The organism is Bosea beijingensis (genome assembly GCF_030758975.1).
GTDB classification, from domain to species: Bacteria; Pseudomonadota; Alphaproteobacteria; order Rhizobiales; family Beijerinckiaceae; genus Allobosea; species Allobosea beijingensis.
The window spans coordinates 952,275-977,950 of sequence record NZ_CP132359.1; the positions used below are offsets into that span (position 1 = coordinate 952,275).

Below are 25,676 nucleotides of genomic sequence, written 5' to 3' on the forward strand. Positions count from 1 at the left end.
TTCACGCGAGCACGCCGGCCACAAGAAAACGCCGCCTGAACGGGCGACGCTGGCGACGCGATGCGCGGCGGACAAGCTCTCGGCCGTCGACGGTGTCCTAGCACAGTTAACGAGGCGTGATGACAGAGGCGAATTTAGGGCATGGCCCGCTTTTGCCGCATGCATGGCAGCAAAACCACAGTCGAGGTCGCAGCTCGACAAAGCCGTATGGGCACGACCGGGATGACCTCCCTGTCGTGCCCCTGCCAGGCGGGCAGCATTCGAATGCCGGAAACCGGCTGATACCTCAGAGCTTGTAGCGGATCTGGTCGGTCCAGAAGCGCTCGAGGCGCAGCAGAGCGTTGTTCATCCGCTCGAAGTCGTCGGCCGCGATGCCGCCGATCTGCTCGACCGTGCGGACATGCTTGTCGTACACGCCCTTCACGATATCGTGCACGCTGGCGCCCTTTTCGGTCAGGCTGATGCGGACCGAGCGGCGGTCGATGCGCGAGCGGGCATGATGGAGATAGCCGAGCTCGACCAGCTTCTTGACGTTGTAGGAGACGTTCGAGCCGAGATAGTAGCCGCGGGTGCGCAGCTCGCTGGCCGACAGCTCGGCATCGCCGATATTGTAGAGCAGCAGGGCCTGCACGCTGTTGACGTCGTCCCGGCCGCGGCGCTCGAACTCATCCTTGATGACGTCGAGCAGGCGGCGATGCAGCCGCTCCACCAGCGTGAGAGACTCAAGATAAAGAGGCTTCACGTTGAGATCTGCATCGCCGGTCTTGGCAACCTCAGAAGTCTTGACGCTCGCTTTCATGGTATATCCCGCCTGTTGTGTGTCGGCCAGGATTTGTCTCCCGGTCCGCTTCTGAAACACACCATAAGCTGGAGCGGATGAAAACGAGTTTAAATATCAGGATGAATCAGGGATTTACCCCTTTGAGTGAATCGTAAGTGAAGCCAGAAACGCTTAAGCTAAAGCGATTCTTACCATGACTCGGGGCAATCGAGGGGTCAGGCGGCCAACCCGCGCCGTCATCCCGGGCGCGGTGCAGCACGAAGCGGTGCGTCGCAGACACGGGACCGCGTAACGAGAAACGCGCCCCGGTCACGCACGCGCCGACAGCTACTCGGCCTCGTTCTCGGCCGCCCAGGTCGCCAGGAAATAGACTGCGATCAGCCCGATATAGAGGCCGACCAGCCAAGCCGTCATCGGCACGAAGCGCGGGAAGAGGAAGCTCAGCAGTATCTGGCTGATCGCGGCCAGCAGCCAGAGCACGCCGCCCCAGGTCGATGTCAGCCAGAGGCCCACCGCCGCGACGAGATCGATCACCGCGAAATAGACGATGATCGCCTGGTAGCTCAGCAACCGGTTCTCGAAGGGCGGCTGCGGATTGCCGGGCAGGCCGAAGATCACCATCCAGGCGGTCAGCCCCTTGGCGAGCCAGAAGGCCGAGAGCAGACGCAGGAACCAGACGAGGACGAGCCGCCAGCGGTTCGCCTGCTTGCCCTCGGCTTCGCCCGTCCGGGCGCCGCGCAGGGCCTCGCCATCTCCGCCCAGGCCCAAGCTCAACCCTCCAGCTTCAGTTCGGCGGCGCCGAGCGGCGCGAAATAGGCGTCGATATCGGCCTGTCGGACCTCGTCCAGCGTCGTCGGCTGCCAGCGTGGCGCCTGATCCTTGTCGATCACTACGGCGCGCACGCCCTCATAGAAATCATGCCCGCGGGCGATGCGCGAGACGATGCGGTATTCGGTACGCATCGCCTCGGCGAAGTCGAGTCTTCCTCCGCGGCGCATCTGCTCGAAGGCGATGGCGACGCTGGTCGGCGACTTCACCGCGATGGTCTGCAGGAGCTTTCCGGCGAAGGCGCTGCCCTTCTCGGCCGCCTGCCTCAGGCGCGCGATCACCTCCGGCAGGCTGCCCGCCGTGAAGGCATCGGCCATCACCGCCCTTTCGGCATGCAGGGGACCGGGCCCGCGCTGCAAGGTAAACCCGGCGAGGATATCGTCGAGCGAGCCGGGCTTCGTCAGCGCGTCGGCAAGCTCCGCCATGCGCTCGCTGGGGACGCCATGGGTCGCGAGGCCCGCCGCCAGCGCATCGGCCGCGCCGACCCGCTCGCCGGTGAGCGCGAGGAAGCCGCCGAAGCCGCCTTCGAGACGCGGCAAGGCATAGGTCGCGCCGACATCCGGGAAGAAGCCGATGCCGACCTCCGGCATGGCGAAGAGATAGCGATCGCCGGCGATGCGGTGGCTGCCATGCAGGGAGATGCCGACGCCGCCGCCCATGACGATGCCGTCGATCAGCGCGACATAGGGCTTGGGATAGGTCTTGATGCGGTGGTTGAGGATGTACTCCTCGCCCCAGAAGGCGAGCATCTCGTCATGGCGGCCAGCCTTGCCGCAATCATGCAGCCAGCGGATGTCGCCACCGGCCGAGAAAGCCTTCTCGCTGGTGCTGACCACGACGACGCGCGTGACCTGCGGGTCGTTCTCCCAGGTGTCGAGCGCGCGAGCGAGCTCGCGGACCATGCCGAGGCTCAACGCGTTCAGCGCCTTCGGCCGGTTGAGCACGACGACGCCGGCAGCGCCGCGAATCTCGCAGATGATCTCGCGATCTTCAGTCATGGTCCGATCCGGCCTCCGTGGGCAGCGGTTCTGGAAGGCGGGGCATGGCTTGTCAACGCGACGGATCGGCCATCCACCTGCGCATCAGCGCAGGATGATCCCGCGCCCATAGCCGCCATGGGCGGAGGGCAACACCATGCAGACCATCGCCCGGCCCTGCTGTTTCTCCACCGATTGCAGCGCCGCGACCTGCTCCTCATAGCTTTCGGTGCGGCGCAGACCCTCGATCGTGCCCTTGATCGATTTCAGGTTCTGCTCGACGCGCGGCCAGCCGATCCGCAGCGACGGGCAGTGACGCTGTGCGTAGTCAGCGGAAGCGAGCGCGCTCGCCGTCTGCGCCTCTATTGCGTCGCGGCGCGAAACGTCGGACAGGGCCGGGACTGCGACAAGGCAAAGAACGGGAATGATCGTCCAGATCGGATTCGGCACGCGGAGAGTCCCTGGAAGCGGCAAGGCAGACTTCCTCGCGAAAGGACCTGCAAGGCAAGAGCAGGATGCCCGCCATCCACCGCAGCCGCGATGCCGGCAAAGTTGCGACCATGCGCCCTGTTTTGGAATCGTTCCGATGTGATAAAGAAGCCATTGGTCGGCTTCGCCCGCATGACGAAAGCCGCGCGTGTGTCGTTCATCGCTTGAGGCAATCGCCATGGAATCCCCGGTCGTGCGGCCTTTCCCGACTCCGAAATCCCGTCATGACGAGGCACCGTCGCTCGGCCTGACGCGCCGCATGCGCCGCAACCGCAAGGCGGAGTGGTCGCGCCGGCTGGTGCGGGAATCGGCGCTGACGACCGACGACCTGATCTGGCCGATCTTCCTGATGGATTCGCGCGAGGCCAGTTCGCCGGTGGAATGGATGCCCGGCGTCGACCGGCTCAATGTCGACGAGGCCGTGCGCCGGGCGGCCGAAGCGGCCGCGCTCGGCATCCCCGCGATCGCGCCGTTCCCTTATGTCGACAAGGCCCTGCGCGACCCGACCGGCTCGGAGGCGCTCAACACCGGCAACCTGATGTGCCGCGCCGTGCGCGCGATCAAGCGCGAGGTGCCCGAGATCGGCATCATCTGCGACGCCGCGCTCGATCCCTATACTTCGCATGGCCATGACGGTGTGATGGAGGGCGAGCGCGTCCTCAACGACGCCAGCGTGCAGATCCTCGTCGGGCAAGCGTTGGCGCTCGCCGATGCCGGGGCTGACGTGATCGCGCCCTCCGACATGATGGACGGGCGTATCGGCGCGATCCGCGCGGCGCTCGACAGCGATGGCCATGAGGACGTGCAGATCATGGCCTATGCGGCGAAATACGCGTCGGCCTTCTATGGCCCGTTCCGCGACGCGATCGGCACCAATGCCACGCTCGTCGGCGACAAGCGCACCTACCAGATGGACCCGGCCAATTCGGACGAGGCGATCGCTGAGGTGATGCTCGATCTCGAAGAAGGCGCCGACATGGTGATGATCAAGCCCGGCCTGCCCTATCTCGACGTGGTGGCGCGGGTGAAGGACCATTTCCGCGTCCCGACCTTCGCCTATCAGGTCTCCGGCGAGTACGCGATGATCATGGCGGCGGCCAACAATGGCTGGCTCGACGGCGACAAGGCGATGCTGGAAAGCCTGCTCGCCTTCAAGCGGGCCGGCGCCGACGGCGTGCTGACCTATTTCGCACCGCGCGTGGCGAAGAAGCTGAAGGCCAGCGCGTAAACAGGGTGTCATCCCGCACGCGCTGCGGCATGTAATGCCGTTGCGCAGATGCGGGACCGTCTTCAGGAAGGGCGCCTTCTCGTTACGCGGCTTCGTGACTGCGGCGCACCGCTTACGCGCTGCACCGCGCACGGGATGACAGCGCGGCCCCGCAGGCGCTACCGTCGCGATTGCATGCGCCCGCTCCTCCTGTCGATTCTGGCCGTCGTCACGCTCGCACTGGCGGGCTGCGGCGCCGATTTCGACACCGACCAGATGCGGCTGTGCCGACAGGCGATCCCGCCGCTCAATCCGCCGAACGCCCGCATCGAGATCGAGCGAACCACCAAGGGGCCGGTGCCGCGCGCGCTCAGGCTGCTCTACCGGATCCAGCTCGGCGACGGGCTTTCGCGCCATCGCAGCATCGACTGCCTGTTCGCCAGCGAAGGCAGCGGCCCCAGCCGTGGCGCGCTCGTCGGCATCGCGTCCGATGGCCTGCCGATGGCCGACGCGAGCTTCTACCTGCTGCGTCGCTTCTATCTGGAGGACCGGGCCTCGCCACCGCCCGATCCGGCCGAGCGCTTGGTCGAAACCCTGCCCGCTATTTCCGCCAGCCTCGCCTACGGCCTGCAGCAGGGCCTGGGCGCCCTGCCCTCGGCCGCGATCTACGCGATGCTCGCGGCCGCCTATGCTCTTGTCTATGGCCTGACCGGGCGGATCATCCTGAGCTTCGGCGAATTCGCGGCGCTGGGGGCGCTCGCTTCGGTGGTCGGGGTCGCGCTGCTGCTCTCGCTGGCTATATCGACGCCAATCTCTGGCCTTGTCGTCGCTTTCATCGTCGCGATCGCCGTCTGCGCCCTGCACGGCTTCGCCATGGGCCGCTTCGTGCTGCGCCATCTCGAACGCGCCACCGGCCAGCAGATGCTGATCGCCACGATCGGGCTCGCCATCGCGATGTCCGAATACCTTCGGCTGGTGCAGGGACCGGAGCTGCGCTGGCTGCCGCCGGTGTTCAACACGCCGGTCCCGCTCGCCCATGCCGGCAATTTCGTGGTCACGCTTAATCCGCTTGCGTTGGCGCTCGCCGCGATCGGGCTCGGTGCGACGCTCGGCGTCGTCCTGCTGATCCGGCGCACGGCCTATGGCCGGGCGTGGCGAGCCGTATCGGACGATGCGAAGACTGCCGCGCTGTTCGGCGTCGATGCCCGCTCGGTCCATGACGTCGCCATCATCATCGCCTGCGCCTGCTGCGGCATCGCCGGCGTCATCGTCACCGCGATCTATGGCGGCATGGGCTTCGCCGGCGGGTTCTCGCTCGGCCTGAAGGCGCTGGTCGCGGCGATCCTCGGCGGCATCGGCTCGGTCAGCGGCGCGGCGCTCGGCGGGCTCTTCATCGCCGGTTTCGAGGCGATCTGGTCGGCGACGCTGCCGATCGAGCAACGCGACCTCGCGGTCTATTCGCTGCTGGCCATCGTGCTGATCTGGCGTCCCGGCGGCTTTTTCGGCGACGGCGAATTGACGCCGCGGCGGGTGTGAGGCCCTCTCGTCGCCTGCCGATCTGAAACGAGACCCGAGCATGAGCGAGAGCTTCGCGATCACCCCCGAGGATATCGACGCCGCCGCCGGGCGGATCGCCGGGCATGTGCTGCGCACGCCATTGGTGCCGGCGCCGCGCCTGTCCGAGCTCACCGGCGCGACCGTGCTGGTCAAGCACGAGAACATGCAGGCGACCGCCTCGTTCAAGGAGCGCGGCGCGGTCAACAAGCTGCTCTCGCTGAGCGGGGCCGAGCGGGTGCGCGGCGTCATCGCGATGTCGGCGGGCAACCATGCCCAGGCGGTCGCCTATCACGCCAAGCGCTTCGGCATCCCCGCAACGATCGTGATGCCCGAGCCGACGCCGCTGGTGAAGGTCGAGAACACCCGCGCTCATGGCGCGCGTGTCGTGCTGCATGGCGAGACGCTCTCCGAAGCCAGCCAGAAGGCGCATGAACTCGCCGGCGCCGAGAAGCTCACCTTCGTCCACCCTTATGACGACGCCGCCGTCATGGCCGGGCAAGGGACGCTCGCGCGCGAGATGCTGGCGGAAGCTCCCGATCTCGACATGCTGATCATCCCGCTCGGCGGCGGTGGCCTGATGGCCGGCAACGCCGTCGCGGCCAAGGCGATCAAGCCGGGAATCGAACTGATCGGCGTCGAGGCGGGCCTGTATCCCTCTTTCTTCAATGCCGTGCATCGGCAGGACAAGCCGATCGGCGGGCCGACGCTCGCCGAAGGCATCGCGGTCAAGACCGTCGGCCAATTGACGCTTCCGGTGATCTCCGCCCTCGTCGGCGACATCGTGCTCGTCGGCGAGGACCTGATCGAGCGCGCGGTCAATGCCTATGCCAGCCTCCAGCACAGCCTCGCGGAAGGCGCCGGCGCGACCGGCCTCGCCGCGATGCTGAAGGAGCCGGAGCGTTATGCCGGCCGCAAGGTCGGGCTCGTGCTCAGCGGTGGGAATATCGACACGCGCCTGCTCGCCGCGATCATGGTGCGCGAGCTGGAGCGCGACGACCGCATCGTCGCCTTCCGCCTGACGACCAGCGACCGGCCGGGCCTGCTCGGCCGGATCGCCAGCCTGCTCGGCGAGGAAGGCGCCAATATCCTCGAGGTCAGCCATGGCCGACTCTTCCTCGACGTGCCTGCCAAGGGCGTGACGCTCGACGTCACGGTGGAGACGCGCGGAGCGGCGCATTCGCGCGCGATCGAGGATGCGCTCGCCAGGAACGGCTTCGCGCCGCGGCGGATTTTGCCGCGCGGTCTTGCGGAACCGGCCCGCTGACCAAACATTATCTCCCGGGCACGCATTCCGCGCGCCGATGGAGGATCGAAGTCCCGATGAGCGACACCCGTTATGGCCAGCCGCCGATCACGGCGCTGGAGCCGCGTTCCTACCAGAACGTCAGCGGCGTTCTCGGCTCGCGACTGTTCGCCTGGTTCATCGACATCGTCGTGCTGTTCTTCCTGGGCTGGCTGGTCGTGTTCCTGCTGGGCGTGCTCGGCATCGTCACCTTCGGCGCGACCTGGCTGCTGATCCCAATCGCGACGGTCGCGACTGCGCTCGGCTATGCCGCGCTGACGATCGGCGGGCGCAAGCAGTCGACCTGGGGCATGCGTGTCGCCGGCCTGAGGGTCGAGACAGCCAGCGGCGGACGCCCCGACGGCCTTGCCGCCGCCGTGCATGCGCTGCTGTTCTATGTGGCGGCCGGCACATTCCTGCTCTGGCTCGTCGATGTGGCCTGCGGCTTTGCCCGCGAGGACCGGCGCATGGGCCATGACCTGCTGACAGGGCTCGTCATCGTTCGCGCCTGACCGGTCGAGCCAGGTCAAAAGACCGCGAATCCACCCCTCATCGGCCGCCCGGTGCTTGTTGCCGGAGCGGCCGATGTTACATTCAGAGTCGGAAGCTTCCGGGGAGCCAGCCGACGTGACGCGCCCATTGCGGGATGCCCCGCAATTCTATCTGACCTCACCGACCACGTGCCCCTATCTGCCCGGGCGCGAGGAGCGGAAGGTGTTCACGCATCTCGTCGGCTCGCGGGCGCGTGAATTGAACGACGTGCTCTCGCAAGGCGGCTTCCGGCGCTCGCAGAGCATCGCCTATCGTCCTGCCTGCGAGACCTGCCGCTCCTGCGTATCTGTCAGGGTCCGCGTCGATGATTTCCGGATGTCGCGCGGTTTCCGGCGCGTGCTTACGCGCAACAGCGACCTGATCGGCGAGGCCCTGCCGCCGCGGCCACGCTCCGAGCACTATTCCCTGTTCCGTTCCTATCTCGACGAGCGCCATCCCGATGGCGGCATGGCGACGATGTCGGCGCTCGATTTCGCGATGATGGTCGAGGACACCCATGTCGAGACCAGCCTGATCGAATATCGCCGCCGCGGCCCCGATTCCGGCTTCACCGGGCGGGGCGAAGGCGATCTGTTCGGAATGGCTCTGACCGATACGCTCGGCGACGGGCTCTCCATGGTCTATTCGGTCTACGATCCCGGGCTGGAATTGCGCTCGCTCGGTACCTTCATGGTGCTCGACCATATCGCCAGGGCGCGTCGGCTCGGCCTGCCTTACGTCTATCTCGGCTACTGGGTCGAGGGCTCGCCGAAGATGGCCTACAAGGCGCGCTTCCTGCCGCAGGAACGCCTGATGCCGCAAGGCTGGGAGCGCGTGGATCACAACGATTCAACCGATTGAAACGCATCCGCGACGCGCGGAAAACGCGCTTGCCGCGCATCGCTCCTCCCGACACTGTAGCGGTAACGGCCATGGCGGCAGAGCCACGCGACAGGGGCCGAACCGGAGGAATGATGAGCCAGGAACTCACCGACAGGCTGGAGCGCTGCTATACCGGCATCATCCACGACACGATGCGGGCGATGGGCCTGAAGGATTTCGTCCTGCCGCCGGAGTTACGCCCGCTGCTGCCCGGCCAGAAGCTGGCGGGGCCGGCCTTCACGGTCGAGGGCAAGACCGGCGAGTTCGATGCCCATGAGACGCTGCTCGGCTGGACCGGCCTGCTCTCCGCCGCCAAGCCCGGCCATGTCTGGGTCTGCCAGCCGAACACCAACGAGATCGCGCTGATGGGCGAGCTCTCGGCCGAGACGCTGAAGAACAAGGGCGTGCGCGGCTGCGTCATCGACGGGCTCTCGCGCGACACCGAATTCATGGTCGAGATGGGCTTCCAGGCCTATTTCAAGGCCTATACGCCGCGCGACATCGTCGGCGCCTGGCTGCCCAAGGCCGTCGACGAGCCGATCAAGATCGGCGAGGTCTGGATCCGGCCGGGCGACTACATCCTGGCCGACCGCGACGGCGTCGTGCGCATCCCCGCCGAAATCATCGAGGAGGTGCTCGACAAGTCGGAGACCGCGATCTCGGCCGAGAACAAGGTCCGCACCGCGATCCTTGCCGGCACCGATCCGCAGCAGGCCTATCTGCAATACGGCAAGTTCTGACGCGATCACCGTTTCAAAGGGCGGCTCACCATGACCCACGATCCGCGCCTCATCCTGCTCGATCCGCGCGACAACGTCCTCGTCGCGCGGGTTCGCCTCAAGGCTGGCGAGACGGTCGAGACCGGCTCCGGACAGGCCGCACTCGACCGCGATATCGCGCTCGCCCACAAGGTCGCGCGGCGCGCCATCGCGGCCGGCGAGAAGATCCTGAAATACGGCGCGCCGATCGGCGTCGCGACCGAGGCGATCGCGCCGGCCACGCATGTCCATGTCCACAACATGCGCAGCGACTACACGCCGACCTATCATCTCGAAGACGAACGCAAGGCGGGAGCCTCGGCATGAGCAGGATGCGCGGCTATCTCCGGTCCGACGGGCGCAAGGGTATCCGCAACACCGTCGCGGTCGCCTATCTCGTCGAGTGCGCCCACCATGTCGCGCGCGAGATCGCCCTGCCCTGGCGCGAGGAAGGCGTCCACGCCATCGGCTTTCCGGGCTGCTACCCCAATCCTTACGCCGAGCGGATGATGGAGCAGCTCTGCACCCATCCGAATGTCGGCGCAGTGCTGCTGGTCTCGCTCGGCTGCGAGAGCTTCAACAAATACGCGCTGGAGCGGGCCGTGCGCGCCAGCGGCCGGCCGGTGAAGACGATCATCATCCAGGGCACCGGCGGCACCCGCGCCTCGATCCGTGAGGGTCGCGCCTGGGTCGAGGAACAGCGCGCCCTGCTCGACGCACATGAGACGGTGCCGATGGCGGTTTCCGAGCTTGTGGTCGGCACGGTCTGCGGCGGCTCGGACGGCACCTCCGGCATCACCGGAAATCCAGCGGCGGGACGCGCCTTCGACCAGCTCATCGCGGAAGGCGCCGCCTGCATCTTCGAGGAAACCGGGGAGCTGATCGGCTGCGAGCACATCATGGCGGCGCGCGCGATCACGCCCGAGCTAGGCCTGGAGCTGGAGAAATCCGTGGCCAAGGCCGCCCGCTATTACGCGACGCTTGGTTATGGCTCCTTCGCCGCCGGCAATGCCGAAGGCGGGCTTTCGACCATCGAGGAGAAATCGATGGGCGCCTATGCCAAGTCCGGGGCCTCGCCGATCTCCGGCCTGATCAAGCCCGGCGACGTGCCGCCGCATGGCGGGCTCTACCTGCTCGACGTCGTGCCGGATGGAGAAGTCCGCTTCGGCTTCCCCAATATCAACGACAATGCCGAGATCGCGGAGTTGATCGCCTGCGGCGCGCATTGCGTGCTGTTCGTGACGGGGCGCGGCTCGGTCGTGGGATCGGCGATCTCGCCGGTGGTGAAGATCTGCGCAAACCCCGAGACCTATCGCCGGATGTCCGAGGACATGGATGTCGATGCCGGGCGCATCCTCGAAGGCCGCGCCGGACTCGACGAGGTCGGCAGCGAAATCCGCGATCTCGTCGTCTCGCTCGGCCAGGGTGGCCGGACGAAATCGGAAGAGCTCGGCCATCAGGAGTTCATCCTGACCTATAAGAGCTTCGAGCCGCTCGGCCCGGCCTGCCTGCCCGCTTAGATCGAGGCGCGTCACGGCGCCCGCTTCCACTGATCGGGCGGATTGGCTAAGCCTCGTTCCATGACGGGCGCAGCGGGACGGATGAACTGGCGGAGGAGCGCGATCGCGCTCGTCGCCGTCTATGTCCTCATCCTGCAAACGACGCTGGTCGCGCTGGCAGCCGGCCTGTCGGCGCAGCCTTCGTCCGGCCTCCTGCATCCGCTCTGCGCGCCCGGCCAAACGGCTCCGGTCGACCCGACTCCCGATAGCGGCGGCGCCAAGCTACCCGATTGCTGCTCGACGCTCTGCCTCTCGGGCGCGACCGCTCTGCCGCCGCCCTCTCCGGCCACCGTGCCAGTCGCACGCGAGCCTGCCCGCTCCCTCGTCCGCAACCTGCCGGCGGAACAGGTCTCGTCTCCGTCCGCACCGGGCTATCCGCTCGGCGCCCGCGCTCCCCCTGTCCTGGCCTGAAGCCCTTCTCCCTTCAGATCAGACCAGGATTTCCCGATGACAACCGTTTCAACGGCAGCGGCCGCGCCCGAGCGCACGGCCGGGCCTGCCGCATCCCTCTATCGCGCCGTCTGGCGCTGGCATTTCTATGCCGGACTGATCACCCTGCCCTTCCTCATCCTGCTGGCGGTGACAGGCGGGCTCTACCTCTTCCGGGCCGAGATCGACGGCCTGATCCATCGCGACGTCAAACGTGTCGAGGCCCGCGCGACGGCTGAGCGCCCGCCCGGCGAGATCGTCGCTCAGGCGGTGAAAGCCTTTCCCGGTCAAGCCGTGAAATACATCCCGCCCGAAACTGCGACCGCTTCGGCCGAGGTCACGATTCGCAATCCCGCCGGGACGCGGATGGTCGTTTATGTCGATCCCTACGACGCCCGCGTGCTCGGCCAGATTCCGGACAAGGGCACGGTGATGTGGGTGATCCGGCAGATCCACAGCCTCGCGTATTTCGGGCCGATCGCGAACGGCGCGATCGAGATCGCCGGCGGCTGGGCGATCCTGCTGGTGCTGACCGGGCTCTACCTTTGGTGGCCGCGCAAGCAGAGCGGCGGCGTGGTCACGGTCAGGGGCAAGCCGCGCCAACGCGTGTTCTGGCGCGATCTCCATGCGGTGACCGGGCTCGTCGCGGGCGGCTTCATCCTGTTCCTCGCAATCACCGGCATGCCCTGGTCGGTGCTATGGGGCACCAAGGTCAACCAATGGGCCAACGGCCATAATTTCGGCTATCCCGCCGGCGTCCGCGTCGCCGTGCCGATGTCGGACGAGCATCTTGCCCATGTCGCGCCGACGACATGGTCCCTTGAACAGGCGAAGCTACCGGCATCACAGGCAACCGGCGGTGAACCGATCGGTCTCGATGCTGCCGTCGCAGCCTTCGACCGGCTGGGGCTGGCCCGCGGCTATGCGGTCAATCTCCCGGGCGGTCCGGGCGGCGTCTATACCGGCTCGGTCTACCCGAAGGACATGGCGCTGCAGCGCGTGATCCACCTCGACCAGTATAGTGGCAAGCCCCTGATCGACATGAGCTATGCCGATTACGGCCCGCTCGGCAAAGCGCTGGAATGGGGCATCAACGTCCATATGGGGCAGGAGTTCGGCTTGGCGAACCAGCTCGTGATGCTCGCCGCCTGCCTGGCCATCGTCCTGCTCTGCGTCTCCGCGCTGGTGATGTGGTGGAAGCGGCGCCCGCAGGGCTCGCTCGGCGTGCCGCCGCTGCCGGCGGAGAAGACGACGCTGCGGGTCGTGGTCGCGATGCTCGCCATCGGCGGGCTCGTCTTTCCGCTGGTCGGACTGTCGCTTGTCGTCATGGTGATATTCGACGCGGTCCTGGTAAGAAAACTGCAACCTATAGGTGTATAAATTAGAAAGCCTGCCTCTTCCCGAGCAGCAGGCTTACCCACGGACTGAGCAACGGGGCGTCATTGCCCCGTTGCTTAGAAAAGATCACTGTCGCCTTAAGAGTAAATCAAGCCGGACCTGCGCAGAGTGCCGTCACTGCTTTGTCGCGGGGGCCCTCATGCTGCGTAACCTGACCCGAATGCCGGCGGAAATGTCGTCGGATTCGCGCCGGCAGCTTCTCCATGCCGTGACGGACCTCTTCCTGCTCGACCAGGATCCGAACGAGGCGGCCAAGGAGCATTACGGCGAGATCGCCGCCGGCTCGCTCGGCCATCTCGGCGACGAGGACCGCAAGGGCTATGCCGATCGCGTCGCCACCATGCCGACCTTGCCGCATAACGTCGCCGTCACGCTCGGCGGCGACAGCAATGCCGAGGTGGCGCGGCTGGTGCTCTCGCTGTCCCCCGTCCTGACCGATACAGATCTCGCTGCCATCGCGGTCAGCCAGTCGCAGCAGCATCTCGTCGCCATCGCCGAGCGCGCGCGCCTGTCCGAAAGCGTCACCGATATCCTCGTCGAGCGCGGCGACCAGAAGGTGCTGCACACCGTCAGCGCCAATGAGGGCGCTGCCTTCTCGGATCGCGGCTTCGACCGGCTGCTCGAACGCGGCGAGGCCGATGCCACGATTACCGGTGCGCTCGCCCGCCGCTCCGATCTCGCGCCGAACCGGGCGCAGCGTGTCCTGCGGATCGTCGAGCAGTTCTCCGATGGCAGTGCGGCCCCTGCCACGGAAGGCAATGTCTCGCTCGCCCGGCAGGCCCGCCAGCAGCGTCTCGAAGTCAAGCTACTGCTCTCCGATCTCGCCGCGAAGGTGCGCGAGGTCGACGACGTGCTGATCATGTTGTCCGACGAGGATCGCGCCTATCATCTCTCGCAGGTGCTGGCGGAGATCGCCGGCATCTCGATCGAACAGGCGCTGCGCGTGCTGATGCAGCGCGATTCCAGCGGCATCGCCGTCGCCTGCCGCTCGCTCGGCATCGGCGCCACGGCCTTCCGCGCCATCCTGCAATTGCGGGCTCGACGACTCTATTTCTCCTCGCGCGACGTCGACGACGATGTCGACGCGTATGAGAAGCTCGATCTCGCGACGGCCGAGCGGACGCTGCGCTTCCTCAAGCTCCGGACCAAGATGGCCTGAGCTGCGGCGAGGCCCCGCGCCACAAAACCGCGACATTCGCCTCGCTCCATGCTAGCTTCCGACGGGGCACGCTGTCGCGAGGATGCTTTCGACGTGAGATTTCCGCTTCTTTCCGCCGCGACGCTCGCCGCCCTGCTGGGCGCGGGCGCATCGGCGCAGGCGCAGTCTATCCTGCCCCTGTCCGGCTTCGCGCCGTTGCCCTCCTTCGCCTGGGACCGCCCGAGCCTCTCGCCGAAATGGGAGGGGTCCTATGCCCGGATCTCTTCCGGTTTCCAGGTCACCAGTTCGAAGCATATGCGCACCAGCGCCGGCCCGACGATCGGACTGGAGGCCGGCACGATGCTGCGGGAAGGCAATTTCGTCTACGGCATTGCCGGCGCCCTCGACTACACGCCCGCCATCGGCGGCTATGGCTATCCGAGCTTCGGCAATGTCGCCTATACCCGCGACTTCGCCGGCGCCTTCAAGGTCAAGGCCGGCGTTCTCGTGACGCCCGACGTGCTGCTCTACACGACGGTCGGCTTGAGCGCGGCCAACGAGACCTGGCGCTTCGGCGCGACCGATTTCTCCTCGCCCTTCAGCCGCAGCAGCATCGCGGTGCGCCCCGAAGCCCGAGCTGGCGTCCAGTGGGCCGTTACCGACAAGATCACGATCGGCCTCGAGGCCGGCATCATCGGGCGGGAAATCCGCTGAGGATTTGATTCAGGCCGCTGCGAGGCTGATTCCGGTTTGGCGGGCAAGCCTTTGATCTGACGTCATTCTCGGGCTCGACCCGAGAAACTCCTCCCGGAAAAAGCGCCGCTTCCTCCTGAGATGCTCGGGTCAAGCCCGAGTGTCTTCCTTCACCCACCAAAGGTATTGCTCTTCGGGAAGCCCTTGGGCGGCAGGCGGCCGGCTTCGGCGCGATGGCCGAGCCATTCCAGCAGATCGGCCTGCGTCACCGTCCAGGTCCGGCCGGAGGTGTCGAGCCAGGTCAGGCCGTCGGCCAGGTTGAAGGTCCTCGCGTCGGAGAGGCCGCCATCCTTGTAGCGCTGCAGGCGCACGCCCTTGCCGCGGCCCATCTCCGCCACTTCCGAGATCGGGAAGCAGAGCAATTTGCGGTTCTCGCCGATGATCGCGACATGGTCGCCATCGGCCGGCACGGCCAGCACCGCGACGTTGGCCCCGTCGACATTGAGCACCTGACGGCCCTTGCGCGTATTGGCGACGACGTCGTCGGCCGGCGCGACGAAGCCCCGGCCCTCGCTCGTCACCATCAACAGCTTCGAGCCGGGCTTGTAGGGGAAGGCGGAGACGATCTCGGCCGTTTCCTCCAATTCGATCATCAGGCGGATCGGATCGCCGAAGCCGCGGCCGCCGGGGAGCTTGGACGCATCCAGCGTGAAGACTTTGCCGTTCGAGGCGAGGACCAAGACCTTCGCCGTCGTCTCGGTGAAGAAGGCCGTCTGGAGCGCGTCGTCGCCTTTGAAGGAGAAGCTCGACTTGTCCTGGACATGGCCCTTCAGCGCCCTGATCCAGCCCTTCTTGGAGATCACGACCGTGATCGGCTCGCGCTCGACCATGGCCTGGGTCAGGTCGATATCGGCGGTCTCCGGCATATCGGCGAAATCGGTGCGGCGCTTGCCGATCGCGGTTTCCGGGCCGAAGGTCTTCTTCACCTGGCGGATATCCCAGGCGATGGTCTTCCACTGCGTCGCCTCGGAGCCGAGCAGCGTCTCGATCTGCTCCTTCTCCTTGGTCAGTTCGTCGAGCTCGGTCTTGAGCTGCATCTCCTCGAGCTTGCGGAGCGCCCGCAGGCGCGTGTCGAGGATCGCGTTGGCCTGGATCTCGGTGAGATCGAAGACCTTCATCAATTCGACCTTGGGCTCGTCCTCCTCGCGGATGATTTTGATCACCCGGTCGAGATCGAGATAGACGATCAGCAGGCCGCGCAGGATTTCGAGGCGCTTGTCGATCTGGCCGAGCCGGAAGCGTGAGCGCCGCTGCAGCACCTCGCGGCGATGGTCGAGCCAGGCACGCAGCGCCTCGGCAAGGCCGAGCACGCGCGGCACCAGCCCGCCAGTCAGCACGTTCATGTTCATGGAAATGCGCGCTTCGAGCTCGGAGAGCCGGAACAGCGATTCCATCATCAGGTTGGGGTCGACATTGCGGGCGCGCGGCTCGATGACGATGCGGATGTCCTCGGCCGATTCATCGCGCAGGTCGGCGACCAGCGGCAGCTTCTTGTCGTTGAGCAGCTCGGCGATTTTCTCGATCAATCGGCCCTTCGAGACCATGTAGGGGATCTCGGTGACGACGACTTGCCACGCCCCCCGCTCAAGATCCTCCTTCACCCAGCGCGCGCGGGTGCGGAAGGCGCCGCGCCCGGTGCGGTAGGTCTCCGCCATCGAGGCCCGCGTCTCGACGATGATGCCGCCGGTCGGGAAATCCGGGCCGGGCACGAAGGTCATGAGCTGCTCGGAAGACGTGTCCGGATGCTGGATCAGATAGAGCGCGGCGTCGCAGAGTTCGGCCGCGTTGTGCGGCGGGATCGAAGTCGCCATGCCGACCGCGATGCCCTGCGAGCCGTTGGCGAGCAGGTTCGGGAAGGCGGCCGGCAGCACGACCGGCTCCTCGTCCTCGCCATTATAGGTCTCGCGGAAATCGACCGCGTCCTCGTCGATACCATCGAGCAGGAGGCGCGCGACCTCGGTCATGCGCGCTTCGGTGTAGCGATAGGCGGCGGCGTTATCGCCGTCGATATTGCCGAAATTGCCCTGCCCGTCGACGAGCGGATAGCGCTGGGCGAAATCCTGCGCGAGGCGCACCAGCGCGTCGTAGACCGACTGGTCGCCATGCGGGTGGAACTTGCCGATGACGTCGCCGACGATGCGGGCGCATTTCTTGTGGACTTGGCCGGGGTCGAGCCGCAGCAGCCGCATGGCATGCAGGATGCGTCGGTGGACCGGCTTCAGGCCGTCGCGCGCATCCGGCAGGGCGCGATGCATGATCGTGGAGAGCGCATAGGCGAGATAGCGCTCTTCGAGCGCCGATTTCAGATCGATGCGCTCGGCTTCATCTTCCGGCGGCGGATCGACCGGTTTGCCCATGCTGCGTCAGCCCTCGACTTGTCCAAAATTCGCGTGGTCTCTATGGCACAGCGCGAATCAGCCCGCCAGAACAATGCAGGTACGAAGCCCCCTTCGCAAACGCAGGGAGCGCCTTTTCGCGCTTAGGCGGTGGATGATTCGCCGGGTGGCGCATTCGCAGCAGTGCGTGTTGCCATTTCGACCAGTCGCGCCCGCTCCGGCGGCTCGCGCAGGCCGCGCGGATCGAGGATATGGCGGCGCAGGAAAAAGCCCGTCAGGGCAAAGCCCGAGAGGATGTCGGCCGGCGACGGCCGGCGCCCGCCCTGCCCTTCGACGAGGAAGGATGGCAGCTTCAGCAGGCGATCGAGATAGGGTTGCGCAGCCTTTCGGCTGACCGCCTTGCCGGATTTCGGCGAGACATGGGTAAGGTCATCAGGCGAGCCTGTGACGGCGCAGCGCGCGAGATCGAGCCCGAATCCCAGCTCCGTCAGCATCGCCAGTTCGAAGCGGATGATCAGGGCCGGTGCCATCTCGGCCTCGTCGAGATGGGCGACAAGGACCGAAAGCCCTTCATGGAGGCCGGGATGCGGATCGCGCTCCGGCAGCAGGCGCAGCAGGCCGGCGATCGTGCCGAGCCCGTAGAGCGCAACCGGCGCCGCGATGAGGCGGGCAGCATGGGAGGTCAGCAGTTCGACCTTGTACTCGCCGAGATGCTCGTCGAGCCGGGCGCGCCAGGTCAGCAAGACGCTGTTGCCGGGCTGGAGCGAGGATTGCGCCTTGGCCGACCGCCCGCCCCTGACGAGGCCGAGGTGACGGCCGTGCGCGCGCGTCATCGCCTCCAGGATCACGGCGCTTTCGCCATGAGCCTTGAGGCCGATGATCGTGCCCTCGTCGGTCCATTCCATAAGGACAGGATTTAGGGCGTGAGGCTCGCCGCTGCAATTTCATGCGCGACGCCATCCCGGACGAAGCGAAGCGGAGCGCCGGGATCCATCGGAGGGCTCAGTGTTCTACGATGGATCCCGGATCGGCGCGGCTTCGCCGCTTGTCCGGGATGACGGTGCGGTTGATGACGACGGGGTGCGCCTCACGCCACGTACTGCGCTACGCCGCCGCCGAAGGACCAGTCCTCGCGCTTGACCTCGACGAGGTTGATGAAGATGTCGTCCGGGTTCAGGCTGGGCTCCCTGGTGAGATTCTCGACGATCGCGGCGTAAAGCTTCTTCTTCTGCGTCACGCCGCGCGTATTGGCGACGGTGAGCTGGATGATCACCAGCCTGTCGCTGCGGTTGAAGCCGAAATAGTTGGCGTCGAAGACGAACTCGTCGGCATCATGCTGGTGGACGACGGCGAAGAGGTCCTTCTCCGGCACTTCGAAGGTCTCGCGCAGCGCCTTGTAGACGCCGTCGATGATGGCGGCCGGCTCGGAAGCCGGGCGGCCGCGGCGCATGGAAATCCTGATCAGGGGCATGGTCTGTCTCCGTATCGAGGCGCAACCGCGCCCGTCGAAGAGCACCATAAGCGGCTTCCTTATATCTGATAATAACATCTATGATGATATCAATGATATGGTATCATGATCTATGAGCACTCTCGACATCGACGCCGTCGCCTCCTTCCTGCGTGCGGCCGAGCTGAAAAGCTTCACCCGCGCCGCCGAGGCGCTCGGTACGACGCAATCGCTGGTCAGCACGCGGGTGAAGCGGCTGGAAGACGGGCTCGGCCGGGTGCTGCTGCAGCGCCATCCCCGGCTCGTGCGCCTGACGGCCGAAGGCGAGCGCTTCCTGCCCGCCGCCCGCGAGTTGCTGGCGGCTCATGGCAAGGCGCTGGCCGCCTTTGCCGTGATACCCGAGCATATCGCCGTCGGCATCAGCGAGCAGGCGGTCGGCGCCGAGGTCCCGGCCGTGCTGGCGCGCCTGACCGCCCATGACCCCGGCATCGTCATCAATCTCAGGATCGAGCCATCACGGATTCTGGAAGAAGCGTTCGAGCGTGGCGAGCTCGATGCCGTGATCGTGCGCCGTCTCGCGGCGGGGCGGACCGGCGAGGTGCTGCGCGAGGATGCGGTCGGCTGGTTCGCGGCGCCCGATCTCGTGCGGCAGGCCGACGCGCCCGTGCCGCTGGTCAGCCTCGTCGCCGAATGCCGGCTGCGGCGGCACAGCATGGACACGCTCGATCGCGCAGGCATCGCCTGGCGCGAGGCCTTCGTCGGCGGCGGCATGGCGGCGGTCGCGGCGGCCGTCCAGGTCGGGCTCGGCGTCTCGCCATTGGCCGCACGGATCGCGCCGGCGGGCAGCGTGGATATCGGGTCCGCATGGGGCCTGCCACCGCTCGGCGGATCGCAGGTCGTGCTCCGCAGCAATGTCGCGACGCCGCGCGCGGGCGCCTTCGTGCGCGAACTGGCGGCGGCGTTCCGGGGGTAATGGCTGATCTGACATGATCATGGTGGCTTGGAAGCCACCTTTGTCATTCCGGGGCGCGCCAAAAGGCGCGAACCCGGAATCCACGACTGGGTGAGACATTCAATAGCGGACTGCAAGTGGCTCACCCAGTCGTGGGTTCCGGGCTCTTCGCTGCGCGAAGCCCCGGAATGACAAGGATGGTGCCAGCCGCAAACGGCCGCCCCTGCCGCCTTATCCGACCACCCGCTCCACCCGGCTGATCACCCGCTTCTCGCGCAACTCGCTGATGATCGCCGAGAGGTGCTTCAGGTCCCAGACCGTGAGGTCGATGGTGACGTCGGTGAAGTCCTGGTTCGGCCGGTTCATCGAGACGGAATCGATGTTGCCGTCATGCTCCGCGATGGTCGTGGTGATCTGGGCGAGCGAACCGGGCTCGTTGATCGATTTCAGGGCGATGCGCGCCGGGAAGCGCTGCGGCACCTTGTCGTCGAGATCCCAGCGGACATCGAGCCAGCGATCGGGCTCGTTGTCGAAGGCGGCGAGAGCGGGCGACTGGATCGGGTAGATCGTCACCCCCTCGCCCGGCGTCAGGATGCCGACGATGCGATCGCCCGGCACGGCGCCGCCATGCGGCGCGAAACGCACCGGCAGGTCGCCGCCGAGGCCGCGGATCGGGATGGCGGTATCCGGCGCCTCGCCCGGCAGCTTGAACTTGAGGTTCTCGCCCTGGCGCAGTTCGAACCAGCCCTTCCCGGTGGCGGCGGTGTTCGGCTTGCCATCGGTCGAGCCGCGCTTCTCCGGTTCGAGATCCGGATAGACCGCCTTGACCACGTCGCCGGAATACATCTCGCCGCGCCCGACCGCGGCGAGGACGTCGTCCACGGTGCTGCGAGCGAGGCGCTTCAGCGCCGCCTTTAGCTTGTCGTCGGAGAAGGCGCGCTCGGCCCGCGAGAAGGCGCGCTCCAGGATCTGGCGGCCGAGGCCGGCATATTGGCGGCGCACCGCAACACGGGTGGCGCGGCGGATCGCGGCGCGGGCCTTGCCGGTGACGACGAGCGATTCCCACGCGGCAGGCGGGGCCTGCCCGTCGGCTCGGGTGATCTCGACCTCGTCGCCGTTCTGCAATTCGGTCAGGAGCGGCGCGATGCGGCCGTTGATCTTGGCGCCGACCGCGCTGTTGCCGACATCTGTATGGACGGCATAGGCGAAATCGATCGGCGTCGCGCCGCGCGGCAGGGCGATGAGCCGCCCCTTCGGCGTGAAGCAGAAGACCTGGTCGTGGAAGAGCTCGAGCTTGGTGTGCTCGAGGAACTCCTCCGGGCTGTCGCCCTCGGCCAGCAGGTCGACGGTGCGGCGCAGCCACTGATAGGCGCGGCTCTCGTCGGCAAGGCCGATCGGCTCGCCGGCACGGCCATCCTTGTAATGCGCATGAGCAGCGATGCCGTACTCGGCGATGCGGTCCATATTGTCGGTGCGGATCTGCAATTCGACACGGCTATGGCCGGGGCCGACCACCGTCGTATGGATCGAGCGGTAGTCGTTCTGCTTGGGCGTCGAGATGTAGTCCTTGTAGCGGCCCGGCACCATCGGCCAGGTCATGTGGACGATGCCGAGCACCCGGTAGCAATCCTCCGGCCTGTCGACGATGACGCGGAAGCCGAAGATGTCCGAGAGCTGCTCGAAGGAGACGGATTTGCGCTCCATCTTCTTCCAGATCGAATAGGGGCGCTTGCGTCGCCCGAAGACCTCGGCCTGGATGCCGCTGGCGGCGAGCTTGCCCTTCAGGTCGTCCTCGATCTCGCCGATGACCTTGCCCTCGCGCGCAGTCACCTCCTCCAGCCGCTTGGTCACGGTGGCGTGGGCCTCTGGCTTGATGTGGCGGAAGGAGAGTTCCTCCAGCTCCTCGCGCAGTTCCTGCATGCCCATGCGGCCGGCGAGCGGCGCATAGATCTCGATCGTCTCCTCGGCGATGCGCAGGCGCTTCTCGGGCGGGACGAAATGCAGGGTGCGCATGTTGTGCAAGCGGTCCGCGAGCTTGACCAGCAGGACGCGGATATCGTCGGCGATGGCGAGCAGCAGCTTGCGGAAATTCTCGCCCTGCGCCGCCTTCTTCGAGACGAGGTCGAGCTTCTTGATCTTGGTCAGGCCGTCGACGAGCCGGCGGATATCCGGCCCGAACATGGTCTCGATCTCTTCCAGCGTTGCGGCCGTATCCTCGACCGTGTCGTGCAGGACGGCGGCGACGATGGTGGCATCGTCGAGCTTGAGATCGGTCAGGATCGCCGCGACTTCGAGCGGATGCGCGAAGAAGGGATCGCCGGAGGCGCGCTTCTGCGTGCCATGGGCGCGCATGGCATAGACATAGGCCCGGTTGAGCAGGTCCTCGTCGGTATTCGGATTATAGCTCCTGACCCGGTCAACGAGCTCATATTGCCGCATCATGCCCATGCGGGCCCCAACCTCATCCTGCGATCATTGCAACACATTATTATTTGCACAGGCATCGGCGGCAGCAAGGCGTTTTCCGGAAGGGGGCCATGAAAAAAGCCCGGCACTGCCGGGCTTTAGTGGGAAACGGTGAACAATCGATTCACATCTGATCGACACCGCGGATTTCTCAGCCCGACACTCGGGCTCTTTGGTTTTGCATCGGCCTTGTCCGAAAACCGCGTACCGCTTTTCGGGCCGATGCTTTGAGGATCAATCCTCGTCGTCGGCGCTCTCGGTCGGCGGCACGAGGCCGTCGAGGCCGCGCAGCAGATCCTCTTCGCTCATGCGGTCGAACTGGACTTCGCTGTCCGGGGTCGAAGCGGTCGCCGGATTGGCGAGCAGCGGAACGGTCTCCTGCTCCGGCTCGTCGACCTCGACATGCTTCTGGAGCGAGTGGATCAGGTCTTCCTTGAGATCCTCGGGCTTGAGCTTCTCGTCGGCGATCTCGCGGAGCGCGACGACAGGGTTCTTGTCGTTGTCGCGGGCGACGAGGATCGACGAGCCCGACTGGATCATCCGCGCGCGGTGGCTGGCGAGGAGCACCAGCTCGAAGCGGTTCTCGACCTTGTCGATGCAGTCTTCAACGGTAACGCGAGCCATGGCCGGCTTCTTCCGATCTCAGCGATGCAGGGAAATGGATTGAGCACGGCCTTACAGGCAAAGCCACCGCGATGCAAGAATTTCGCGGGGTACCGGCGCCGCCTCAGGCACCCATGCGGCGCACCATGTCATCCAGCGTCGGCTCGTACCGTCCCATCACCTCACCTCCGCGCGCGCCCATGGCGGGCAGTTCGTGCGGCTGGAGCTGGGCGAAGCGCATGCGCATCGTCGTGGCGACGCCTTCACCGAAGGCGATCGCCTCGCGATTGCCGATCGAGGACAGGAAGTTGATCGTGCTGGCGGAGGCATCCGAGATCGCCGAGCGGATGATCTGCTGGTCGCGTTCGTTCGCCAGCCGCATCGCGAAGATTGTCGAGCATTGCGACAGGATGGTGGGGTCGAGTTCGCCCGGGCGCTGCGTCACGATGCCGAGATAGGCGCCGTATTTGCGGCCCTCCTTGGCGATGCGGGCGAGCGCCTGCCGCGTCGGCGCAAAACCGAGCTTGGGATCGGAGGGGACGTAGCGATGCGCCTCCTCGCAGAGCACCAGGATCTCGCAGGCGCCCTGGCTCGCGCTGGCAAGGTCGAAGGCCAGGCGCGACAGCACGGACGCCACGGCGTTCACGACCTCGGACGGCAGGCCGCCGAGCTGGAAAGCGGTGATCGGCCGGCCATGCATCGGGATGCGGAAGACCTGGGACAGGATCGGCGCCACGGTCTCGTACATGTTGGCCCGGCCGAACATGAAGCGATAGCGCGGGTCGGCGTGCAGCGATTCCAGCCGCACCTTGAGCGAGCGCAGGGCGGCGCGGGGCCAGCGCTGCTCATGCAGGCCGATCAGCTCGTCAATGACGGTGAAGACGTCCTTGATGCGGTAAGGTGTGGCGGCATCGGCCGGCCCGGCCTGCTGGGCATCGGCCGACTGTCGGGAAACGCCGAGATCGAGCGGACGCTTCAACAGGCTCGAGCCCAGGTCGCGCGTCAGATCCTGCCCATTGGGCTGGCGGTAGCGGGCGCGCGCGGCCGAGACGACCTCGCGCAGAATATCCGGCTCGTCGTCGAGAGCGGCCCGCCCGCGGAACACGACGTCGGCCAGCTCGTCCTGCTTGAACATCCAGAACGGCAGATCGAGGCTTTCGCCATCGATGGTCAGGGCGAGGTCCGGAAAGGCGCTGGAATACTCGTTATGCGGATCGAGGATGAGCACGCGCAGGCGCGGCCGAACCGAGACGGCACGGCGCAGCAGCAGCGAAACGGCGCTGGACTTGCCGACGCCGGTGGTCCCGACCAGGGCAAAATGGCGCGAGAGCATGTCCTGGACGCTGACGGTCGCAGGAATGCTCGCATCCTGCGTGACATGACCGATCTCGACGCCGACCCGGTCACCGAGATTATGGACGAGCGCAAGATCACCGGAGCGGATACGGTGGGCGACAGCGCCGATCGACGGAAAGGTGGTGATGCCGCTCTGGAAGCGCGGTTTTCCATCGGTGTTTTCCAGCACCTCGCCAAGCAACTCCACCTCGACCCGGATCGGGTTCTCCTCGGTGTCGTACCAGGCGGCATCGATGGCGTGCAGCTTGTAGACGAGCGCGACGATACGGCTCGCGCCAAGATTGATCGATATCATCTGGCCGATAGCCCAGGCATCGCCGGCCTGCCAGCCGTCGGTCGAGACCGCGCTGAGAATCGTCGCCCGCGAGCCGTCGCAGGCAATGACGCGGCCGAGCGCCCGCTCGGGCGGCTGCTGGCTGTCGCGCCTGTCCGGTTGAACATCGGTGTGGAAAGCCGCGTTCTTCAGTGGGAGTTGCATCGGCCTGCGTGAATTCTGCTATGTCGGACATCGACGCTACGGAGTTTCGGTTACGATTACCTTCACGCGGAGCAGTTATTCCGCTTCATCGAATCGTAATGGTTCGGCCCGCGCCTCGCACCGATCACATTTCGTGAGCCCGGCATCACAATCCCTGCCTTGAGCCGATGCGCCGCTTTCGTCTAAGCAAGGCTCAAAGAAACAAGGGGGGCGCATGATGGCCGACCGGCTACGCCTGGGCATCAATATCGACCATGTCGCCACGGTGCGAAACGCGCGCGGCGGCGCCCTGCCCGATCCGGTCCGCGCCGCGCATCTCGCCGTCGCCGCTGGCGCGGACGGCATCACCGCCCATCTGCGCGAGGACCGGCGCCATATCCGCGATGCCGACATGGAGCGCCTCGCGACCGAACTGACCAGGCCGCTCAATTTCGAGATGGGCGCGACCGAAGAGATGATTGCTCTGGCGGAGCGGCTGAAGCCGCATGCGGCCTGCCTCGTGCCGGAGAAGCGCGAGGAGCGCACGACCGAAGGCGGCCTCGACGTCGTCGGGCAGGCAGTTCATCTCACCCCGGCCATCGCCCGGCTGAAAGCGGCCGGCTGCCGCGTCTCGCTGTTCATCGAGCCGGACGAGGCGCCGATCGCGATGTCCGCCAAGCTCGGCGCGCCGGTCATCGAACTGCATACCGGAAGCTGGTGCCATGCCGTCATCGACGGCGAAACCGCCAAGGCGGAAGCCGAGTTCCAGCGCCTGGCGAAGGGCGCGGCGCTCGGAGCCAGGCTCGGCCTCGAGGTCCATGCCGGGCACGGACTCGACTACGACACGGCGCGCACGCTCGCCACCGTGCCGGAATTCGTCGAGTTCAATATCGGCCATTTCCTGGTCGGCGAAGCCATCTTCATCGGCCTCGAAGAGGCGATCCGCCGGATGCGGCAGGCCATGGACGAGGGCCGCAGCGGACGCTGAATGGCCGCGCCGCGCCCTCCTCCATCCGGAAGCGGTTCCTGTCGGGCGAAAACCGCGCTACATCGCGGGCATGATCCTCGGCATCGGCTCCGACCTCTGCGACATCCGCCGCATCGAGCGCTCCCTCGAACGCTTCGGCGAGCGTTTCACCCAACGCGTCTTCACCGAGGGCGAGCGGGCGAAATCGGATCGCCGCGCGACCCGCGCCGCTTCCTATGCCCGCCGCTTTGCCGCCAAGGAGGCCTGCTCGAAGGCCTTGGGCACCGGCATGAGCCAGGGCGTGTTCTGGCGCGACATGGAGGTGGTCAACCTGCCGGGCGGGCGGCCGACGATGCGCCTGACCGGCGGCGCAATCGAGCGGCTGAAGGCGATGACCCCGCCGGGATACGAGGCCTTTGTCCATGTCTCGCTGACGGACGACCCGCCTCTGGCGCAAGCCTTCGTGGTGATCGAGGCCCGGCCGGTCGCGTAAGCAGCGTCCCCCTCAAACAGAAACCGC

Annotated in this window: 25 protein-coding genes; 15 read left to right on the plus strand and 10 right to left on the minus strand. The window is 66.5% G+C overall.

The window, feature by feature from the left end:
* Positions 1–286: 286 nt before the first annotated feature.
* The 4 genes from ldtR to Q9235_RS04700 all read right to left on the minus strand — a co-directional run bounded on the left by ldtR (position 287) and on the right by Q9235_RS04700 (position 3,036).
* Positions 287–799: a transcriptional regulator LdtR gene (gene ldtR / locus Q9235_RS04685; protein WP_061964053.1), complete on the minus strand. Its 513-nt coding sequence runs from the start codon at positions 797–799 to the stop codon at positions 287–289.
* 309 nt (positions 800–1,108) lie between these two features.
* Complete coding sequence (locus tag Q9235_RS04690) at positions 1,109–1,549, minus strand: DUF6163 family protein (RefSeq protein WP_306225625.1); 441 nt, start codon at positions 1,547–1,549, stop codon at positions 1,109–1,111.
* Between the two features lie 2 nt (positions 1,550–1,551).
* Complete coding sequence (locus tag Q9235_RS04695) at positions 1,552–2,607, minus strand: enoyl-CoA hydratase/isomerase family protein (RefSeq protein WP_306225626.1); 1,056 nt, start codon at positions 2,605–2,607, stop codon at positions 1,552–1,554.
* A gap of 84 nt (positions 2,608–2,691) precedes the next feature.
* Complete coding sequence (locus Q9235_RS04700; RefSeq protein WP_306225627.1) at positions 2,692–3,036, minus strand: hypothetical protein; 345 nt, start codon at positions 3,034–3,036, stop codon at positions 2,692–2,694.
* A 217-nt stretch (positions 3,037–3,253) separates the two neighbouring features.
* Here Q9235_RS04700 and hemB point away from each other — a divergent pair, with 217 nt between their 5' ends.
* From hemB to Q9235_RS04760, 12 genes are all read left to right on the plus strand, one after another.
* Positions 3,254–4,303 carry a porphobilinogen synthase gene (gene hemB, locus Q9235_RS04705; RefSeq protein ID WP_306225628.1) on the plus strand — a complete coding sequence of 350 codons (1,050 nt, stop codon included), beginning with the start codon at positions 3,254–3,256 and terminating at the stop codon, positions 4,301–4,303.
* Positions 4,304–4,477: 174 nt separating this feature from the next.
* The gene (locus tag Q9235_RS04710) at positions 4,478–5,818 is read left to right on the plus strand and encodes a branched-chain amino acid ABC transporter permease (protein WP_306225630.1); all 1,341 of its coding nucleotides are present in this window, start codon (positions 4,478–4,480) and stop codon (positions 5,816–5,818) included.
* A 40-nt stretch (positions 5,819–5,858) separates the two neighbouring features.
* Positions 5,859–7,103 carry a threonine ammonia-lyase gene (locus Q9235_RS04715; RefSeq protein WP_306225631.1) on the plus strand — a complete coding sequence of 415 codons (1,245 nt, stop codon included), beginning with the start codon at positions 5,859–5,861 and terminating at the stop codon, positions 7,101–7,103.
* Between the two features lie 56 nt (positions 7,104–7,159).
* Complete coding sequence (locus Q9235_RS04720) at positions 7,160–7,633, plus strand: RDD family protein (RefSeq protein ID WP_306225632.1); 474 nt, start codon at positions 7,160–7,162, stop codon at positions 7,631–7,633.
* Between the two features lie 115 nt (positions 7,634–7,748).
* Complete coding sequence (locus Q9235_RS04725) at positions 7,749–8,513, plus strand: arginyltransferase (protein ID WP_306225634.1); 765 nt, start codon at positions 7,749–7,751, stop codon at positions 8,511–8,513.
* Positions 8,514–8,626: 113 nt separating this feature from the next.
* On the plus strand, positions 8,627–9,274 hold the full coding sequence (locus tag Q9235_RS04730; RefSeq protein ID WP_306225635.1) for an RraA family protein: 648 nt from the start codon (positions 8,627–8,629) through the stop codon (positions 9,272–9,274).
* Between the two features lie 30 nt (positions 9,275–9,304).
* The gene (locus Q9235_RS04735) at positions 9,305–9,619 is read left to right on the plus strand and encodes a UxaA family hydrolase (protein ID WP_306225636.1); all 315 of its coding nucleotides are present in this window, start codon (positions 9,305–9,307) and stop codon (positions 9,617–9,619) included.
* On the plus strand, positions 9,616–10,812 hold the full coding sequence (locus Q9235_RS04740; protein WP_306225637.1) for a UxaA family hydrolase: 1,197 nt from the start codon (positions 9,616–9,618) through the stop codon (positions 10,810–10,812). The genes Q9235_RS04735 and Q9235_RS04740 overlap by 4 nt, the downstream gene beginning before the upstream one ends.
* A gap of 60 nt (positions 10,813–10,872) precedes the next feature.
* Entirely contained in the window at positions 10,873–11,262 is a 390-nt protein-coding gene (locus Q9235_RS04745) for a hypothetical protein (RefSeq protein WP_306225639.1), read from the plus strand.
* A 36-nt stretch (positions 11,263–11,298) separates the two neighbouring features.
* Positions 11,299–12,660, plus strand: a complete 1,362-nt coding sequence (locus Q9235_RS04750; protein WP_306225640.1) for a PepSY-associated TM helix domain-containing protein — start codon at positions 11,299–11,301, stop codon at positions 12,658–12,660.
* Positions 12,661–12,817: 157 nt separating this feature from the next.
* Positions 12,818–13,837 carry a DUF2336 domain-containing protein gene (locus Q9235_RS04755; RefSeq protein WP_306225642.1) on the plus strand — a complete coding sequence of 340 codons (1,020 nt, stop codon included), beginning with the start codon at positions 12,818–12,820 and terminating at the stop codon, positions 13,835–13,837.
* A 93-nt stretch (positions 13,838–13,930) separates the two neighbouring features.
* On the plus strand, positions 13,931–14,530 hold the full coding sequence (locus tag Q9235_RS04760) for an outer membrane protein (protein WP_306225643.1): 600 nt from the start codon (positions 13,931–13,933) through the stop codon (positions 14,528–14,530).
* Positions 14,531–14,679: 149 nt separating this feature from the next.
* On the opposite strand, the gene parC is transcribed toward Q9235_RS04760, so the two are convergent.
* The 3 genes from parC to Q9235_RS04775 form a co-directional block, all read right to left on the minus strand.
* On the minus strand, positions 14,680–16,926 hold the full coding sequence (parC, locus tag Q9235_RS04765; RefSeq protein WP_306225645.1) for a DNA topoisomerase IV subunit A: 2,247 nt from the start codon (positions 16,924–16,926) through the stop codon (positions 14,680–14,682).
* A 122-nt stretch (positions 16,927–17,048) separates the two neighbouring features.
* Entirely contained in the window at positions 17,049–17,810 is a 762-nt protein-coding gene (recO, locus tag Q9235_RS04770) for a DNA repair protein RecO (protein WP_306225646.1), read from the minus strand.
* Positions 17,811–17,992: 182 nt separating this feature from the next.
* The gene (locus Q9235_RS04775) at positions 17,993–18,376 is read right to left on the minus strand and encodes a tautomerase family protein (RefSeq protein ID WP_306225648.1); all 384 of its coding nucleotides are present in this window, start codon (positions 18,374–18,376) and stop codon (positions 17,993–17,995) included.
* Positions 18,377–18,488: 112 nt separating this feature from the next.
* Between Q9235_RS04775 and Q9235_RS04780 the strand changes: the two genes are divergently transcribed.
* On the plus strand, positions 18,489–19,328 hold the full coding sequence (locus tag Q9235_RS04780) for a LysR family transcriptional regulator (protein ID WP_306225649.1): 840 nt from the start codon (positions 18,489–18,491) through the stop codon (positions 19,326–19,328).
* 210 nt (positions 19,329–19,538) lie between these two features.
* On the opposite strand, the gene Q9235_RS04785 is transcribed toward Q9235_RS04780, so the two are convergent.
* From Q9235_RS04785 to Q9235_RS04795, 3 genes are all read right to left on the minus strand, one after another.
* Complete coding sequence (locus tag Q9235_RS04785; RefSeq protein ID WP_306228117.1) at positions 19,539–21,749, minus strand: RelA/SpoT family protein; 2,211 nt, start codon at positions 21,747–21,749, stop codon at positions 19,539–19,541.
* A 258-nt stretch (positions 21,750–22,007) separates the two neighbouring features.
* On the minus strand, positions 22,008–22,397 hold the full coding sequence (gene rpoZ / locus Q9235_RS04790) for a DNA-directed RNA polymerase subunit omega (RefSeq protein ID WP_306225650.1): 390 nt from the start codon (positions 22,395–22,397) through the stop codon (positions 22,008–22,010).
* A gap of 103 nt (positions 22,398–22,500) precedes the next feature.
* Complete coding sequence (locus tag Q9235_RS04795; protein ID WP_306225651.1) at positions 22,501–24,210, minus strand: ATP-binding protein; 1,710 nt, start codon at positions 24,208–24,210, stop codon at positions 22,501–22,503.
* A gap of 214 nt (positions 24,211–24,424) precedes the next feature.
* Between Q9235_RS04795 and Q9235_RS04800 the strand changes: the two genes are divergently transcribed.
* On the plus strand, positions 24,425–25,177 hold the full coding sequence (locus Q9235_RS04800; protein ID WP_306225652.1) for a pyridoxine 5'-phosphate synthase: 753 nt from the start codon (positions 24,425–24,427) through the stop codon (positions 25,175–25,177).
* Between the two features lie 70 nt (positions 25,178–25,247).
* Positions 25,248–25,649, plus strand: coding sequence for a holo-ACP synthase (gene acpS, locus Q9235_RS04805; protein ID WP_306225653.1), 402 nt, complete (start codon positions 25,248–25,250; stop codon positions 25,647–25,649).
* The last annotated feature ends 27 nt before the right edge of the window (positions 25,650–25,676 follow it).

Coding starts and splice junctions, on each gene's coding strand:
- ldtR (WP_061964053.1), bottom strand. CDS start 799: ATGAAAGCGAGCGTCAAGACTTCTGAGGTTGCCAAGACCGGCGATGCA.
- Q9235_RS04695 (WP_306225626.1), bottom strand. CDS start 2,607: ATGACTGAAGATCGCGAGATCATCTGCGAGATTCGCGGCGCTGCCGGC.
- hemB (WP_306225628.1), top strand. CDS start 3,254: ATGGAATCCCCGGTCGTGCGGCCTTTCCCGACTCCGAAATCCCGTCAT.
- Q9235_RS04710 (WP_306225630.1), top strand. CDS start 4,478: ATGCGCCCGCTCCTCCTGTCGATTCTGGCCGTCGTCACGCTCGCACTG.
- Q9235_RS04715 (WP_306225631.1), top strand. CDS start 5,859: ATGAGCGAGAGCTTCGCGATCACCCCCGAGGATATCGACGCCGCCGCC.
- Q9235_RS04720 (WP_306225632.1), top strand. CDS start 7,160: ATGAGCGACACCCGTTATGGCCAGCCGCCGATCACGGCGCTGGAGCCG.
- Q9235_RS04730 (WP_306225635.1), top strand. CDS start 8,627: ATGAGCCAGGAACTCACCGACAGGCTGGAGCGCTGCTATACCGGCATC.
- Q9235_RS04735 (WP_306225636.1), top strand. CDS start 9,305: ATGACCCACGATCCGCGCCTCATCCTGCTCGATCCGCGCGACAACGTC.
- Q9235_RS04740 (WP_306225637.1), top strand. CDS start 9,616: ATGAGCAGGATGCGCGGCTATCTCCGGTCCGACGGGCGCAAGGGTATC.
- Q9235_RS04745 (WP_306225639.1), top strand. CDS start 10,873: ATGACGGGCGCAGCGGGACGGATGAACTGGCGGAGGAGCGCGATCGCG.
- Q9235_RS04750 (WP_306225640.1), top strand. CDS start 11,299: ATGACAACCGTTTCAACGGCAGCGGCCGCGCCCGAGCGCACGGCCGGG.
- Q9235_RS04755 (WP_306225642.1), top strand. CDS start 12,818: ATGCTGCGTAACCTGACCCGAATGCCGGCGGAAATGTCGTCGGATTCG.
- parC (WP_306225645.1), bottom strand. CDS start 16,926: ATGGGCAAACCGGTCGATCCGCCGCCGGAAGATGAAGCCGAGCGCATC.
- recO (WP_306225646.1), bottom strand. CDS start 17,810: ATGGAATGGACCGACGAGGGCACGATCATCGGCCTCAAGGCTCATGGC.
- Q9235_RS04775 (WP_306225648.1), bottom strand. CDS start 18,376: ATGCCCCTGATCAGGATTTCCATGCGCCGCGGCCGCCCGGCTTCCGAG.
- Q9235_RS04780 (WP_306225649.1), top strand. CDS start 18,489: ATGAGCACTCTCGACATCGACGCCGTCGCCTCCTTCCTGCGTGCGGCC.
- Q9235_RS04785 (WP_306228117.1), bottom strand. CDS start 21,749: ATGATGCGGCAATATGAGCTCGTTGACCGGGTCAGGAGCTATAATCCG.
- rpoZ (WP_306225650.1), bottom strand. CDS start 22,397: ATGGCTCGCGTTACCGTTGAAGACTGCATCGACAAGGTCGAGAACCGC.
- Q9235_RS04795 (WP_306225651.1), bottom strand. CDS start 24,210: ATGCAACTCCCACTGAAGAACGCGGCTTTCCACACCGATGTTCAACCG.
- Q9235_RS04800 (WP_306225652.1), top strand. CDS start 24,425: ATGATGGCCGACCGGCTACGCCTGGGCATCAATATCGACCATGTCGCC.
- acpS (WP_306225653.1), top strand. CDS start 25,248: ATGATCCTCGGCATCGGCTCCGACCTCTGCGACATCCGCCGCATCGAG.